Raw genomic sequence first — 14870 nt, forward strand, 5'->3', positions numbered from 1 at the left:
CCCGACAGACCTGATAAAGCGCCCCTCATCTCGCTGACGCGAGGGGCACGACCCCCGAAAGAGGGATTGACGACAAGTGCTCGACGTCAACTTCTTCGACGAGCTGCGGATCGGTCTCGCCACTGCTGACGACATCCGTCAGTGGTCCCACGGCGAGGTCAAGAAGCCGGAGACCATCAACTACCGCACCCTCAAGCCCGAAAAGGACGGCCTCTTCTGCGAGAAGATCTTCGGCCCGACCCGGGACTGGGAGTGCTACTGCGGCAAGTACAAGCGCGTCCGCTTCAAGGGCATCATCTGTGAGCGCTGCGGTGTCGAGGTCACCCGCGCCAAGGTGCGCCGTGAGCGGATGGGACACATCGAGCTGGCCGCACCCGTGACCCACATCTGGTACTTCAAGGGCGTTCCGTCGCGGCTGGGCTACCTGCTCGACCTCGCCCCGAAGGACCTGGAGAAGGTCATCTACTTCGCCGCCTACATGATCACGTGGGTGGACGAGGAGCGCCGTACGCACGACCTGCCGTCGCTGGAGGCCCATGTCTCCGTCGAGCGCCAGCAGATCGAGCAGCGCCGCGACGCCGACCTGGAGGCCCGCGCCAAGAAGCTCGAGGCCGACCTGGCCGAGCTCGAGGCCGAGGGCGCCAAGGCCGACGCGCGCCGCAAGGTGCGTGAGGGTGCCGAGCGGGAGATGAAGCAGCTGCGTGACCGTGCGCAGCGCGAGCTCGACCGGCTCGACGAGGTGTGGAACCGGTTCAAGAACCTCAAGGTCCAGGACCTGGAGGGCGACGAGCTGCTCTACCGCGAGCTGCGCGACCGCTTCGGCACCTACTTCGACGGTTCGATGGGTGCGGCTGCTCTGCAGAAGCGCCTGGAGACCTTCAACCTCGAGGAAGAGGCCGAGAAGCTCCGCGAGATCATCCGCACCGGCAAGGGCCAGAAGAAGACCCGTGCCCTGAAGCGGCTCAAGGTCGTCTCCGCGTTCCTGCAGACGTCCAACAGCCCCAAGGGCATGGTGCTGGACTGCGTCCCGGTGATCCCGCCGGACCTGCGTCCGATGGTGCAGCTGGACGGTGGCCGCTTCGCGACCTCCGACCTGAACGACCTGTACCGCCGCGTCATCAACCGCAACAACCGCCTCAAGCGTCTCCTTGACCTCGGTGCGCCCGAGATCATCGTGAACAACGAGAAGCGGATGCTGCAGGAGGCCGTCGACGCGCTGTTCGACAACGGCCGCCGCGGCCGCCCGGTCACAGGCCCCGGCAACCGCCCGCTGAAGTCCCTCAGCGACATGCTGAAGGGTAAGCAGGGCCGGTTCCGTCAGAACCTGCTCGGTAAGCGTGTCGACTACTCGGCCCGTTCCGTCATCGTCGTCGGCCCGCAGCTCAAGCTGCACCAGTGCGGCCTGCCGAAGGCCATGGCGCTGGAGCTCTTCAAGCCGTTCGTGATGAAGCGCCTGGTGGACCTCAACCACGCGCAGAACATCAAGTCGGCCAAGCGCATGGTCGAGCGCGGCCGTACGGTCGTGTACGACGTGCTGGAAGAGGTCATCGCCGAACACCCGGTGCTGCTGAACCGTGCACCGACGCTGCACCGTCTGGGCATCCAGGCCTTCGAGCCGCAGCTGGTCGAGGGCAAGGCCATTCAGATTCACCCGCTCGTCTGCACCGCGTTCAACGCGGACTTCGACGGTGACCAGATGGCCGTGCACCTGCCGCTGTCCGCGGAGGCCCAGGCCGAGGCTCGCATCCTGATGCTGTCCTCGAACAACATCCTCAAGCCGGCCGACGGCCGTCCGGTGACCATGCCGACCCAGGACATGGTGCTGGGCCTGTTCTTCCTGACCACCGACGAGGAGGAGCGGGACATCAAGGGTGAGGGCCGGTCCTTCTCCTCGGTCGCCGAGGCGATCATGGCGTTCGACGCCCGCGAGCTCTCGCTCCAGGCGAAGGTCGACATCCGCTTCCCGATCGGCACCGTCCCGCCGCGCGGCTGGACCCCGCCGGCGCCGGAGGAGGGCGAGCCCGAGTGGCAGCCCGGTGACAGCTTCACGCTGCGCACCACGCTGGGCCGTGCGCTGTTCAACGAGCTGCTGCCCGAGGACTACCCGTTCGTCGACTACTCGGTGGGCAAGAAGCAGCTCTCCGAGATCGTCAACGACCTCGCGGAGCGCTACCCGAAGGTCATCGTGGCGGCGACGCTCGACAACCTGAAGGCGGCCGGCTTCTACTGGGCCACCCGCTCCGGCGTCACCGTCGCGATCTCCGATGTCGTCGTGCCCGAGGCGAAGAAGGAGATCATCGCCGGCTACGAGGCGCAGGACGAGAAGGTCCAGAAGCAGTACGAGCGCGGTCTGATCACCAAGGACGAGCGCACGCAGGAGCTCATCGCGATCTGGACCAAGGCGACCAACGAGGTCGCCGAGGCGATGACCGTGAACTTCCCGAAGACCAACCCGATCTTCATGATGGTCAACTCGGGTGCTCGCGGAAACATGATGCAGATGCGTCAGATCGCGGGTATGCGAGGGCTTGTGTCCAACGCGAAGAACGAGACCATCCCGCGGCCCATTAAGGCGTCGTTCCGTGAGGGTCTGACCGTGCTGGAGTACTTCATCTCCACCCACGGTGCCCGTAAGGGTCTCGCCGACACCGCCCTGCGTACCGCCGACTCCGGTTACCTGACCCGTCGTCTGGTGGACGTCTCTCAGGACGTGATCATCCGCGAGGAGGACTGTGGCACCGACCGCGGTCTGAAGCTGGAGATCGCGGCCAGGGGCGCCGACGGCGTGCTGCGCAAGGCCGAGAACGTCGAGACCAGCGTGTACGCGCGCTGCCTCGCCGAGGACATCGTCGTCGACGGCAAGGTGTTGGCCCCGGCCGGTACCGACCTGGGCGACGTGCTCATCGACGAGCTCGTGCGGCACGGGGTCGAGACGGTCAAGACCCGCTCGGTCCTCACCTGTGAGTCGGCGGTGGGCACCTGCGCCATGTGCTACGGCCGTTCGCTGGCCACCGGCAAGCTGGTGGACATCGGTGAGGCCGTCGGCATCATCGCCGCCCAGTCCATCGGTGAGCCCGGTACCCAGCTGACGATGCGTACCTTCCACACCGGTGGTGTGGCCGGTGAGGACATCACGCAGGGTCTGCCGCGTGTCGTCGAGCTCTTCGAGGCCCGTACCCCGAAGGGTGTGGCCCCGATCAGCGAGGCGTCCGGCCGGGTCCGCATCGAGGAGACGGAGAAGACCAAGAAGGTCATCGTCACCCCCGACGACGGCTCCGACGAGACCTCGTACGCGGTCTCCAAGCGAGCCCGTCTGCTGGTGGGCGAGGGCGACCACGTCGAGGTCGGCCAGCCGCTGACCGTGGGTGCCGTCAACCCGCACGACGTGCTGCGCATCCTCGGCCAGCGGGCTGTCCAGGTCCACCTGGTCGGCGAGGTCCAGAAGGTCTACAACTCGCAGGGTGTGTCGATCCACGACAAGCACATCGAGATCATCATCCGGCAGATGCTGCGCCGGGTGACGATCATCGAGTCCGGCGACGCCGAGCTGCTGCCGGGCGAGCTCGTGGAGCGCTCGCGCTTCGAGGCCGAGAACCGTCGTGTGGTTCAGGAAGGCGGCCACCCGGCCTCCGGCCGTCCGCAGCTGATGGGTATCACCAAGGCCTCGCTGGCGACCGAGTCCTGGCTGTCGGCGGCGTCCTTCCAGGAGACGACCCGGGTGCTCACCGACGCGGCGATCAACGCCAAGTCGGACTCCCTGATCGGCCTCAAGGAGAACGTGATCATCGGTAAACTCATCCCGGCCGGTACGGGCCTGTCCCGCTACCGCAACATCCGGGTCGAGCCGACCGAGGAGGCGAAGGCCGCGATGTACTCGGCCGTCGGTTACGACGACATCGACTACTCGCCCTTCGGCACGGGCTCCGGCCAGGCGGTTCCGCTGGAGGACTACGACTACGGCCCGTACAACCAGTAAGGCGTACGTCTGACGAGGGCGGTCACCCCGCGAGGGGTGGCCGCCCTTCGGCGTGACCGGGGCTCAGCGCTGCGACCGGGGGCAGGGCTGGAGGTGTCCGCCGATGTGCGTGCAGATCGCCGAGTTCGGTGGCGGCCGCCATGCAGCCCCCGCTCCTCGACACGGCGGTCCATGTCCGGAGAACGCGGTTCGCACAGCCCCGGGACGGCTGAATCGCCGCCCCCCCCCGGTATCGCGTGACGGGGGTGTGATGACCGGCGTGTCGAGATGCACGGCATTTGTTTTGACCGGACTCGATGAGGTAGGTACGCTCAGACCTTGTGCCTGGGGTGTGCCCGGGTTCTCGTGCGTGCAGTTGTCCGCACGGGATACCGAGGCCGAATCGCCGACCACATACACACATTCCGCCTTGCGGGGACGTATGGGGTTTGCGACACACCCGACCGCGTGGGTCGGAGCAAGCCCCAGGTTAGCTTTACCGAGACTGGCACACAGAAACCGGAGATACGGTGCCTACGATCCAGCAGCTGGTCCGCAAGGGCCGGCAGGACAAGGTCGAGAAGAACAAGACGCCCGCACTCGAGGGTTCCCCTCAGCGCCGCGGCGTCTGCACGCGCGTGTTCACGACCACCCCGAAGAAGCCGAACTCGGCCCTGCGTAAGGTCGCGCGTGTGCGTCTGACCAGCGGGATCGAGGTCACCGCGTACATTCCGGGTGAGGGACACAACCTGCAGGAGCACTCCATCGTGCTCGTGCGCGGTGGCCGTGTGAAGGACCTGCCGGGTGTTCGCTACAAGATCATCCGTGGCTCGCTCGACACCCAGGGTGTCAAGAACCGCAAGCAGGCCCGCAGCCGTTACGGCGCCAAGAAGGAGAAGTAAGCATGCCTCGTAAGGGCCCCGCCCCGAAGCGCCCGGTCATCGTCGACCCGGTCTACGGCTCTCCTCTGGTCACCTCGCTCATCAACAAGGTGCTGCTGAACGGCAAGCGCTCCACCGCCGAGCGCATCGTCTACGGCGCCATGGAGGGCCTGCGCGAGAAGACCGGCAACGACCCGGTCATCACGCTCAAGCGCGCCCTGGAGAACGTGAAGCCGACCCTCGAGGTCCGCTCCCGTCGTGTTGGTGGCGCCACCTACCAGGTGCCGGTCGAGGTCCGCCCCGGCCGCTCCTCCACCCTCGCGCTGCGCTGGCTCGTGGGCTACTCCCGCGCCCGTCGCGAGAAGACCATGACCGAGCGCCTGATGAACGAGCTGCTGGACGCCAGCAACGGTCTGGGCGCCTCCGTCAAGCGCCGCGAGGACACCCACAAGATGGCCGAGTCCAACAAGGCCTTCGCGCACTACCGCTGGTAGTCGCTACCCCCATCGAGATCCGAGAGAAGACTGAGCCACATGGCCACCACTTCACTTGACCTGGCCAGGGTCCGCAACATCGGGATCATGGCCCACATCGACGCGGGCAAGACGACCACCACCGAGCGGATCCTGTACTACACCGGCGTCTCCTACAAGATCGGTGAGGTCCACGACGGCGCCGCCACGATGGACTGGATGGAGCAGGAGCAGGAGCGCGGCATCACGATCACGTCGGCCGCGACGACCTGTCACTGGCCGCTCGAAAACGTCGATCACACCATCAACATCATCGACACCCCCGGCCACGTGGACTTCACCGTCGAGGTGGAGCGCAACCTCCGTGTCCTCGACGGAGCCATCACCGTCTTCGATGGTGTGGCCGGTGTCGAGCCGCAGTCCGAGACGGTGTGGCGCCAGGCCAACCGCTATGGCGTGCCCCGCATCTGCTTCGTCAACAAGCTCGACCGCACCGGTGCCGAGTTCCACCGCTGCGTCGACATGATCGACAGCCGCCTCGGTGCCGTGCCGCTGGTCATGCAGCTGCCGATCGGTGCCGAGGCAGACTTCAAGGGCGTCGTGGACCTGGTCCGCATGAAGGCGCTCGTGTGGTCTGCCGACACCGCGCTCGGTGAGGCGTACGACGTCGTCGACATCCCCGACACGCACGTCGAGGCGGCCGACGAGTGGCGCGGCAAGCTCCTCGAGACCGTCGCCGAGAACGACGACGAGATGATGGAGCTGTACCTCGAGGGCCAGGAGCCCAGCGAGGAGCAGCTCTATGCGGCGATCCGCCGTATCACCCTCGCCTCGACCGGCAGGACCGGCACGACGGTCACGCCGGTGTTCTGCGGTACGGCGTTCAAGAACAAGGGCGTTCAGCCCCTGCTCGACGCGGTCGTGCGCTACCTGCCGTCGCCGATCGACATCGATGCGATCGAGGGTCAGGCCGTCAACGACCCCGACGAGACCATCAAGCGCAGGCCGTCGGAGGACGAGCCGCTGGCAGCGCTGGCATTCAAGATCGCGAGCGACCCGCACCTGGGCAAGCTCACCTTCATCCGTGTCTACTCCGGCCGCCTGAGCTCCGGCGACCAGGTGCAGAACTCGGTGAAGGGCCGCAAGGAGCGCATCGGCAAGATCTACCGGATGCACGCGAACAAGCGTACGGAGATCGACTCGGTGGGTGCCGGTGACATCGTCGCCGTCATGGGTCTGAAGCAGACCACCACGGGTGAGACCCTCTGCGACCCGGCGAACCCGGTGATCCTGGAGTCGATGGAATTCCCGGCCCCGGTCATCGAGGTCGCCATCGAGCCGAAGTCGAAGGGCGACCAGGAGAAGCTGGGCACTGCCATCCAGCGCCTCGCCGAGGAGGACCCGTCCTTCCGGGTCAAGACAGACGAGGAGACCGGCCAGACCATCATCGCCGGCATGGGCGAGCTCCACCTGGACATCCTGGTGGACCGCATGCGCCGCGAGTTCAAGGTCGAGGCCAACGTCGGCAAGCCGCAGGTCGCGTACCGCGAGACCCTGCGCAAGCCGGTCGAGAAGCACGAGTACACGCACAAGAAGCAGACCGGTGGTTCCGGTCAGTTCGGTCGCGTCATCATCGCGCTCGAGCCGCTCGAGGGCGACGGATACGAGTTCGTCAACGAGGTCACCGGTGGCCGTATCCCGAAGGAATACATTCCTTCCGTGGACGCGGGCTGCCAGGAGGCCATGGAGTTCGGTGTGCTGGCCGGCTACCCGCTGACCGGCGTCCGGGTCCGGCTTCTCGACGGTGCGTACCACGAGGTCGACTCCTCCGAGATGGCCTTCAAGATCGCCGGTTCGATGGCCTTCAAGGAGGCCGCCCGCAAGGCCAGCCCGGCCCTGCTCGAGCCGATGATGAAGGTCGAGGTCACCACGCCCGAGGACTACATGGGCGATGTGATCGGCGACATCAACTCCCGCCGTGGACAGATCCAGTCCATGGAGGACAGGTCCGGCGCCAAGCTGGTCACCGGCCTGGTTCCGCTGTCGGAGATGTTCGGCTACGTCGGCGACCTGCGCAGCAAGACGTCCGGCCGTGCCAGCTACTCCATGCAGTTCGACTCCTACGCCGAGGTTCCGAAGAACGTCGCCGAGGAGATCATCGCGAAGGCCAAGGGCGAGTAACACCTCGTTGCCCACCCATTAGGCTGGAGCAAAGGCATTGGGGCATTCCGTCGCAGACCGCTCACCGGTTCTGCGGCGGGCCCCACGGCCGGCCCGTAAGCGAATACGGCCAAGGGCGTCCCCCTCGGGGTCCTGGTCGTTTCGAAAAGACCACCTGAAGCCATCCGCAAAGCGCGGGTGGTGTACAGCACCAGTCCACAGGAGGACCCCCAGTGGCGAAGGCGAAGTTCGAGCGGACTAAGCCGCACGTCAACATCGGCACCATCGGTCACATTGACCACGGTAAGACCACTCTTACCGCGGCGATCACCCGAGTGCTGCACGAGGCGTACCCGGACCTGAACGAGGCCTCGGCCTTCGACCAGATCGACAAGGCTCCTGAGGAGCGCCAGCGCGGTATCACCATCTCCATCGCGCATGTCGAGTACCAGACCGAGTCGCGTCACTACGCCCACGTTGACTGCCCCGGTCACGCGGACTACATCAAGAACATGATCACCGGTGCGGCGCAGATGGACGGCGCCATCCTCGTGGTCGCCGCCACCGACGGCCCGATGCCGCAGACCAAGGAGCACGTGCTCCTGGCCCGCCAGGTCGGCGTTCCGTACATCGTTGTCGCCCTGAACAAGGCCGACATGGTGGACGACGAGGAGATCCTGGAGCTCGTCGAGCTCGAGGTCCGTGAGCTCCTGACCGAGTACGAGTTCCCGGGCGACGACGTTCCGGTCGTCCGCGTCTCCGCGCTCAAGGCCCTTGAGGGCGACAAGGAGTGGAGCGAGAAGCTCCTCGAGCTGATGAAGGCCGTCGACGAGAACATTCCGACCCCGGAGCGTGACGTCGACAAGCCGTTCCTCATGCCGATCGAGGACGTCTTCACCATCACCGGTCGCGGTACGGTCGTCACCGGCCGTATCGAGCGCGGTCTCCTCAAGGTCAACGAGGAGGTCGAGATCATCGGCATCAAGGAGCAGAAGACCAAGACCACGGTCACCGGCATCGAGATGTTCCGGAAGCTCCTCGACGAGGGCCAGGCCGGTGAGAACGTCGGTCTGCTCCTCCGTGGCATCAAGCGCGAGGATGTCGAGCGCGGCCAGGTCATCATCAAGCCGGGCACCGTCACCCCGCACACCGAGTTCGAGGCCCAGGCCTACATCCTGTCGAAGGACGAGGGTGGCCGCCACACCCCGTTCTTCAACAACTACCGCCCGCAGTTCTACTTCCGTACGACTGACGTGACCGGTGTCGTGACCCTCCCCGAGGGCACCGAGATGGTCATGCCGGGCGACAACACCACCATGTCCGTCCAGCTGATCCAGCCGGTCGCCATGGAGGAGGGCCTGAAGTTCGCCATCCGTGAGGGTGGCCGGACCGTTGGCGCCGGCCAGGTCACCAAGATCGTCAAGTAATTGACGACCGGCTGACCCGGTAGCTCGACAGAGCGGCTGAGAGGAGCCCCGCCCCACCGTCAGGTGGGCGGGGCTCCCGCCTCATTCAGGCTCGGTTCGCCTCCGGGCTCCCCCTGGGGGTACCCCCAGCTACCGCTGGGGGTACCCCCACCCGGGCCGTCAGGCCCAGGGGGACTACCGCTGGGAGGTGCCCCGCTCCCATTCGACAGCCGCGCACCGTTTGGCTCGCTCGCCCCATCAGCCGGGGTGGCCCGCTTGACAGTTGGGGCCCGATTGGCCTTCGCCGTCCATCGTGTGGCACACTGTCCAGGTTGCTCGGTTGAGTGCCGATGCTGCGCGCCTCCCGCCGGGAGGACCGGAAGCGAGTCCCACAGTACTCGTCGCCTCTTATCAGAGGCGGAAGTACGGGAATCTTCCGGGAAGCGTCAGCGGGGCGCCGGCCAGGCACCCGGCGGGTTTCTCCCCCGCTCCAGCGGTCTTATGCCGCGCCCCCCGGCAGGGAATCTCTCTTTGGGAAACCTCTTGGTGGGGTTGCGACACGCCCGACCGCGTGGGTCGGAGGAGGCGCTGCTTTCACCACGAGGGCACGGCCTTCCGGGTCCCAGAGCGTTACGAGAGACAGGACTACGAAGTAGCCATGGCGGGACAGAAGATCCGCATCCGGCTCAAGGCCTACGACCACGAGGTCATCGACTCCTCGGCGAAGAAGATCGTCGAGACGGTGACGCGTACTGGTGCGTCGGTCGCGGGCCCGGTGCCGCTGCCCACTGAGAAGAACGTGTACTGCGTCATCAAGTCGCCGCACAAGTACAAGGACTCGCGCGAGCACTTCGAGATGCGTACCCACAAGCGCCTCATCGACATCCTCGACCCCACGCCGAAGACCGTCGACTCGCTGATGCGTCTCGACCTGCCGGCCGGCGTCGACATCGAGATCAAGCTCTGAGGTGACGCGCGAGATGGCTAAGCAGATCAAGGGCATCCTGGGCGAGAAGCTCGGCATGACTCAGGTCTGGGACGAGAACAACCGCGTCGTCCCGGTCACCGTCGTCAAGGCCGGCCCGAACGTCGTCACCCAGGTCCGCACCGCTGACAGCGACGGCTACGACGCCGTCCAGATCGCCTTCGGCGAGATCGACCCGCGCAAGGTGAACAAGCCCCTCAAGGGCCACTTCGCCAAGGCCGACGTCACCCCGCGCCGCCACCTGGTGGAGCTGCGTACCGCCGACGCCGGCGAGTACACGCTCGGCCAGGAGATCACCGCCGAGGTGTTCGAGGCCGGCGTCAAGGTCGACGTGACCGGCAAGAGCAAGGGCAAGGGCACCGCCGGTGTCATGAAGCGCCACGGCTTTGGTGGCCTCGGCGCCGGTCACGGCACGCAGCGCAAGCACCGCTCGCCCGGCTCCATCGGTGGCTGCGCCACCCCGGGCCGCGTGTTCAAGGGCCTGCGCATGGCCGGCCGCATGGGCAACGAGCGGGTCACCACCCAGAACCTGACCGTCCACGCCGTTGACGCGGAGAAGGGCCTGCTGCTCATCAAGGGCGCAGTTCCTGGTCCGAACGGCGGCCTCGTCCTGGTCCGTACCGCGGCCAAGGGGGCCTGAGGTAACCGATGAGCACCATTGACATCCTTTCGCCGGCGGGCGACAAGGCCGGGACCGTCGAGCTCCCCGCGGAGATCTTCGACGTGCAGGTCAGCATTCCGCTGATCCACCAGGTCGTTGTCGCGCAGCTGGCCGCTGCCCGCCAGGGCACGCACAAGACGAAGACCCGCGGCGAGGTCCGCGGCGGTGGCAAGAAGCCGTACCGCCAGAAGGGCACCGGTCGCGCCCGCCAGGGTTCGACCCGCGCGCCGCAGTTCGCCGGCGGTGGCACCGTGCACGGTCCCGTGCCGCGTGACTACTCGCAGCGCACCCCCAAGAAGATGAAGGCCGCCGCCCTGCGCGGTGCCCTCTCCGACCGGGCGCGCCACAACCGCATCCATGTCGTGACCGGCGTGGTCGAGGGCGAGATCTCCACCAAGGCCGCCAAGACCCTGTTCGGCAAGATCAGCGAGCGCAAGAACCTGCTGCTGGTCGCCGACCGGTCCGACGAGGCCGCGTGGCTCTCCGCCCGCAACCTGCCCCAGGTGCACATCCTGGAGCCGGGCCAGCTGAACACGTACGACGTGCTCGTCTCCGACGACGTGGTCTTCACCAAGGCCGCCTTCGAGAGCTTCGTGGCCGGTCGGGCCAAGGCTGCTGCGAAGTCTGCGGACGTCGCCTCCGAGGCCGAGCTCGAAGGGAGCAACGCCTGATGAGCGAGGGACCCGCCATCAACGCGACCGCGGTCACCAGCAAGACCTTCACGGACCCCCGTGACGTTCTGCTCAAGCCGGTGGTCTCGGAGAAGAGCTACGCGCTGCTGGACGAGAACAAGTACACGTTCATCGTCGACCCGCGCGCCAACAAGACCCAGATCAAGCAGGCCGTCGAGGCGGTCTTCTCGGTCAAGGTCACCGGGGTCAACACGATCAACCGGCAGGGCAAGCGCAAGCGCACCCGCACCGGTTACGGCAAGCGCGCCAACACCAAGCGCGCCATCGTGACCCTCGCCGAGGGCGACCGTATCGACATCTTCGGCGGCCCGGTCTCCTAACGGAGACAGGAGCCGTCCGATATCGGACGAGGACTGAGAAATGGGTATCCGCAAGTACAAGCCGACGACTCCGGGCCGTCGTGGCGCCAGCGTCGCCGACTTCGTCGAGATCACGCGGTCCGAGCCGGAGAAGTCGCTGGTCCGCCCGCTGCACAGCAAGGGCGGCCGTAACAACGCCGGTCGTGTGACCGTCCGCCACCAGGGTGGCGGCCACAAGCGCGCGTACCGCGTGATCGACTTCCGCCGTCACGACAAGGACGGCGTGCCGGCCAAGGTCGCGCACATCGAGTACGACCCGAACCGCACCGCGCGTATCGCCCTGCTGCACTACGCGGACGGCGAGAAGCGCTACATCCTGGCCCCGGCCAAGCTGAACCAGGGTGACCGGATTGAGAACGGCCCCGGGGCCGACATCAAGCCGGGCAACAACCTCCCGCTGCGCAACATCCCGGTGGGTACGACCCTGCACGCCATCGAGCTGCGGCCCGGCGGCGGTGCGAAGATCGCCCGCTCCGCCGGTTCCTCCGTGCAGCTGATGGCGAAGGAAGGCGCCTACGCCCACCTGCGTATGCCGTCCGGTGAGGTCCGGCTGGTCGACGTCCGCTGCCGCGCCACTGTTGGCGAGGTCGGCAACGCCGAGCAGTCGAACATCAACTGGGGCAAGGCCGGCCGTATGCGCTGGAAGGGCGTCCGCCCGACCGTCCGCGGTGTCGCCATGAACCCGGTTGACCACCCGCACGGTGGTGGTGAGGGCAAGACCTCCGGTGGTCGCCACCCGGTCTCCCCGTGGGGTCAGAAGGAAGGGCGTACGCGTCGGCCGAAGAAGGCCAGCAACAAGCTCATCGTCCGCCGCCGCAAGGCCGGCAAGAAGCGCTAGGAGCAGGTCAGATGCCGCGCAGTCTCAAGAAGGGGCCTTTCGTCGACGACCACCTCATCAAGAAGGTGGAAACACAGAACGACGCAGGCACCAAGAACGTCATCAAGACCTGGTCCCGCCGCTCGATGATCGTCCCGGCCATGCTCGGCCACACGATCGCGGTGCACGACGGCCGCAAGCACATCCCGGTGTTCGTCACCGAGTCGATGGTCGGCCACAAGCTCGGCGAGTTCGCGCCGACCCGCACCTTCCGCGGCCACGAGAAGGACGACCGCAAGTCGCGTCGTCGCTGATCTGCGGAACAAGCGAAGACTGATGACAGACACCGAAGGGACAACCATGGAAGCCAGGGCCCAGGCGCGGTACATCCGCGTCACGCCCATGAAGGCCCGCCGCGTGGTGGACCTCATCCGTGGCATGAATGCCACGGAGGCTCAGGCGGTCCTGCGATTCGCTCCGCAGGCCGCGAGCGTGCCGGTCGGCAAGGTGCTGGACAGCGCCATCGCCAACGCCGCGCACAACTACGACCACACCGACGTCGACAGCCTCTACATCTCCGAGGCCTACGTGGACGAGGGCCCGACCCTGAAGCGGTTCCGTCCGCGCGCCCAGGGCCGCGCCTACCGGATCCGCAAGCGGACCAGCCACATCACCGTGGTCGTCAGCAGCAAGGAAGGAACCCGGTAATGGGCCAGAAGGTTAACCCGCACGGGTTCCGGCTCGGCATCACCACGGACTTCAAGTCCCGCTGGTACGCCGACAAGCTCTACAAGGACTACGTCAAGGAAGACGTCGCCATCCGCCGGATGATGACGAAGGGCATGGAGCGTGCCGGTATCTCCAAGGTGGAGATCGAGCGCACCCGCGACCGTGTCCGCGTCGACATCCACACCGCCCGGCCGGGCATCGTCATCGGCCGTCGCGGCGCGGAGGCCGACCGCATCCGCGGCGAGCTGGAGAAGCTCACCGGCAAGCAGGTCCAGCTGAACATCCTCGAGGTCAAGAACCCCGAGACGGACGCTCAGCTGGTCGCGCAGGCCGTCGCCGAGCAGCTGTCCTCCCGCGTCTCCTTCCGTCGTGCCATGCGCAAGAGCATGCAGTCGACGATGAAGGCCGGCGCCAAGGGCATCAAGATCCAGTGTGGTGGCCGTCTCGGCGGCGCCGAGATGTCCCGCTCGGAGTTCTACCGCGAGGGCCGCGTGCCCCTGCACACGCTCCGCGCGAACGTCGACTACGGCTTCTTCGAGGCCAAGACGACCTTCGGCCGTATCGGCGTGAAGGTCTGGATCTACAAGGGCGACGTCAAGAACATCGCCGAGGTCCGCGCCGAGAACGCGGCCGCCCGTGCCGGCCAGCGGCCGGCCCGTGGTGGCAACGAGCGCCCGCGCCGCGGTGGCGAGCGCGGCGGCCGCGGCCGCAAGCCGCAGCAGCAGTCGGGTGCCGAGGCCCCCAAGGCCGAGGCCACCGCTGCCGCTCCGGCTGAGACCACCGGAACGGAGGCCTGACCGTCATGCTGATCCCCCGTAGGGTCAAGCACCGCAAGCAGCACCACCCCAAGCGCAAGGGCATGGCCAAGGGTGGCACCGAGCTTGCGTTCGGCGAGTACGGCATCCAGGCGGTGACCCCGGCGTATGTGACGAACCGCCAGATCGAGTCGGCACGTATCGCCATGACCCGCCACATCAAGCGTGGTGGCAAGGTCTGGATCAACATCTACCCGGACCGCCCGCTTACGAAGAAGCCGGCCGAAACCCGTATGGGTTCCGGTAAGGGTTCTCCGGAGTGGTGGGTCGCGAACGTCAAGCCCGGTCGGGTGATGTTCGAGCTGTCCTACCCGAACGAGAAGATTGCTCGCGAGGCGCTGACGCGCGCCGCGCACAAGCTTCCGATGAAGTGCCGGATCGTTCGGCGCGAGGCAGGTGAGTCGTGATGGCGGCCGGTACCAAGGCGACCGAGCTGCGCCAGCTGAACAACGAGGACCTCGTTGCCAAGCTGCGTGAGGCCAAGGAGGAGCTGTTCAACCTCCGCTTCCAGGCGGCGACCGGACAGCTCGAGAACCACGGCCGGCTGAAGGCCGTCCGCAAGGACATCGCCCGGATCTACACCCTGATGCGGGAGCGCGAGCTCGGCATCGAGACGGTGGAGAGCGCCTGATGAGCGAGAAGAATGTGACCGAGAACAAGCAGGAGCGCGGCTTCCGTAAGACCCGTGAGGGTCTGGTCGTCAGCGACAAGATGGACAAGACCGTCGTCGTCGCCGTCGAGGACCGCGTCAAGCACGCGCTGTACGGCAAGGTCATCCGCCGTACCAACAAGCTCAAGGCGCACGACGAGCAGAACGCCGCGGGTGTCGGCGACCGCGTCCTCCTCATGGAGACCCGGCCGCTGTCCGCGACCAAGCGCTGGCGCGTCGTCGAGATCCTCGAGAAGGCCAAGTAATTCCTTGAGGCCTCGCCTCAAG

Annotated in this window: 16 protein-coding genes; all 16 read left to right on the forward strand. The window is 66.6% G+C overall.

The genetic code is table 11. The annotated features are described in order from the left end of the window. The first annotated feature begins 76 nt into the window (after positions 1–76). The 16 genes from ACY34J_RS08715 to rpsQ all read left to right on the forward strand — a co-directional run bounded on the left by ACY34J_RS08715 (position 77) and on the right by rpsQ (position 14848). Positions 77–3976, forward strand: a complete 3900-nt coding sequence (locus tag ACY34J_RS08715) for a DNA-directed RNA polymerase subunit beta' (RefSeq protein WP_462726054.1) — start codon at positions 77–79, stop codon at positions 3974–3976. Positions 3977–4485: 509 nt separating this feature from the next. After that, positions 4486–4857, forward strand: a complete 372-nt coding sequence (gene rpsL / locus ACY34J_RS08720) for a 30S ribosomal protein S12 (protein WP_003948652.1) — start codon at positions 4486–4488, stop codon at positions 4855–4857. A 2-nt stretch (positions 4858–4859) separates the two neighbouring features. Next, entirely contained in the window at positions 4860–5330 is a 471-nt protein-coding gene (gene rpsG / locus ACY34J_RS08725; protein WP_462726053.1) for a 30S ribosomal protein S7, read from the forward strand. A 39-nt stretch (positions 5331–5369) separates the two neighbouring features. Next, positions 5370–7490, forward strand: a complete 2121-nt coding sequence (fusA, locus tag ACY34J_RS08730) for an elongation factor G (protein ID WP_462726052.1) — start codon at positions 5370–5372, stop codon at positions 7488–7490. Between the two features lie 212 nt (positions 7491–7702). After that, positions 7703–8896 carry an elongation factor Tu gene (gene tuf / locus ACY34J_RS08735; protein ID WP_462726051.1) on the forward strand — a complete coding sequence of 398 codons (1194 nt, stop codon included), beginning with the start codon at positions 7703–7705 and terminating at the stop codon, positions 8894–8896. Between the two features lie 637 nt (positions 8897–9533). Further along, positions 9534–9842 (forward strand): 30S ribosomal protein S10, encoded by a 309-nt coding sequence (gene rpsJ / locus ACY34J_RS08740; RefSeq protein ID WP_003948644.1) that lies wholly within the window; start codon positions 9534–9536, stop codon positions 9840–9842. Between the two features lie 13 nt (positions 9843–9855). Beyond that, complete coding sequence (rplC, locus tag ACY34J_RS08745; protein ID WP_462726050.1) at positions 9856–10500, forward strand: 50S ribosomal protein L3; 645 nt, start codon at positions 9856–9858, stop codon at positions 10498–10500. Positions 10501–10508: 8 nt separating this feature from the next. Then, entirely contained in the window at positions 10509–11192 is a 684-nt protein-coding gene (rplD, locus tag ACY34J_RS08750) for a 50S ribosomal protein L4 (protein ID WP_462726049.1), read from the forward strand. Beyond that, positions 11192–11533 carry a 50S ribosomal protein L23 gene (gene rplW / locus ACY34J_RS08755; protein WP_462726048.1) on the forward strand — a complete coding sequence of 114 codons (342 nt, stop codon included), beginning with the start codon at positions 11192–11194 and terminating at the stop codon, positions 11531–11533. Before rplD ends, rplW begins: the two co-directional genes overlap by 1 nt. 40 nt (positions 11534–11573) lie before the next feature. Next, positions 11574–12410, forward strand: a complete 837-nt coding sequence (rplB, locus tag ACY34J_RS08760; protein WP_462726047.1) for a 50S ribosomal protein L2 — start codon at positions 11574–11576, stop codon at positions 12408–12410. 11 nt (positions 12411–12421) lie between these two features. After that, positions 12422–12703: a 30S ribosomal protein S19 gene (rpsS, locus tag ACY34J_RS08765; protein WP_462726046.1), complete on the forward strand. Its 282-nt coding sequence runs from the start codon at positions 12422–12424 to the stop codon at positions 12701–12703. A gap of 46 nt (positions 12704–12749) precedes the next feature. Beyond that, positions 12750–13097: a 50S ribosomal protein L22 gene (gene rplV / locus ACY34J_RS08770; protein WP_184818458.1), complete on the forward strand. Its 348-nt coding sequence runs from the start codon at positions 12750–12752 to the stop codon at positions 13095–13097. Then, positions 13097–13915, forward strand: coding sequence for a 30S ribosomal protein S3 (rpsC, locus tag ACY34J_RS08775; RefSeq protein ID WP_462726045.1), 819 nt, complete (start codon positions 13097–13099; stop codon positions 13913–13915). Before rplV ends, rpsC begins: the two co-directional genes overlap by 1 nt. 5 nt (positions 13916–13920) lie before the next feature. Continuing rightward, positions 13921–14340 (forward strand): 50S ribosomal protein L16, encoded by a 420-nt coding sequence (gene rplP, locus ACY34J_RS08780; protein ID WP_462726044.1) that lies wholly within the window; start codon positions 13921–13923, stop codon positions 14338–14340. After that, positions 14340–14564, forward strand: coding sequence for a 50S ribosomal protein L29 (gene rpmC / locus ACY34J_RS08785; protein WP_462726043.1), 225 nt, complete (start codon positions 14340–14342; stop codon positions 14562–14564). Before rplP ends, rpmC begins: the two co-directional genes overlap by 1 nt. Continuing rightward, complete coding sequence (gene rpsQ / locus ACY34J_RS08790) at positions 14564–14848, forward strand: 30S ribosomal protein S17 (RefSeq protein ID WP_462726042.1); 285 nt, start codon at positions 14564–14566, stop codon at positions 14846–14848. The genes rpmC and rpsQ overlap by 1 nt, the downstream gene beginning before the upstream one ends. Positions 14849–14870: the final 22 nt, after the last annotated feature.

It is taken from the genome of Streptomyces sp. HSS9-12, assembly GCF_054963655.1.

What these genes read in the sequence shown, in the direction of transcription:
- rpsG (WP_462726053.1), top strand. Translation starts at nt 4,860, where the DNA reads ATGCCTCGTAAGGGCCCCGCCCCGAAGCGCCCGGTCATCGTCGACCCG.
- fusA (WP_462726052.1), top strand. Translation starts at nt 5,370, where the DNA reads ATGGCCACCACTTCACTTGACCTGGCCAGGGTCCGCAACATCGGGATC.
- rpsJ (WP_003948644.1), top strand. Translation starts at nt 9,534, where the DNA reads ATGGCGGGACAGAAGATCCGCATCCGGCTCAAGGCCTACGACCACGAG.
- rplC (WP_462726050.1), top strand. Translation starts at nt 9,856, where the DNA reads ATGGCTAAGCAGATCAAGGGCATCCTGGGCGAGAAGCTCGGCATGACT.
- rplD (WP_462726049.1), top strand. Translation starts at nt 10,509, where the DNA reads ATGAGCACCATTGACATCCTTTCGCCGGCGGGCGACAAGGCCGGGACC.
- rplW (WP_462726048.1), top strand. Translation starts at nt 11,192, where the DNA reads ATGAGCGAGGGACCCGCCATCAACGCGACCGCGGTCACCAGCAAGACC.
- rplB (WP_462726047.1), top strand. Translation starts at nt 11,574, where the DNA reads ATGGGTATCCGCAAGTACAAGCCGACGACTCCGGGCCGTCGTGGCGCC.
- rpsS (WP_462726046.1), top strand. Translation starts at nt 12,422, where the DNA reads ATGCCGCGCAGTCTCAAGAAGGGGCCTTTCGTCGACGACCACCTCATC.
- rplV (WP_184818458.1), top strand. Translation starts at nt 12,750, where the DNA reads ATGGAAGCCAGGGCCCAGGCGCGGTACATCCGCGTCACGCCCATGAAG.
- rpsC (WP_462726045.1), top strand. Translation starts at nt 13,097, where the DNA reads ATGGGCCAGAAGGTTAACCCGCACGGGTTCCGGCTCGGCATCACCACG.
- rplP (WP_462726044.1), top strand. Translation starts at nt 13,921, where the DNA reads ATGCTGATCCCCCGTAGGGTCAAGCACCGCAAGCAGCACCACCCCAAG.
- rpmC (WP_462726043.1), top strand. Translation starts at nt 14,340, where the DNA reads ATGGCGGCCGGTACCAAGGCGACCGAGCTGCGCCAGCTGAACAACGAG.
- rpsQ (WP_462726042.1), top strand. Translation starts at nt 14,564, where the DNA reads ATGAGCGAGAAGAATGTGACCGAGAACAAGCAGGAGCGCGGCTTCCGT.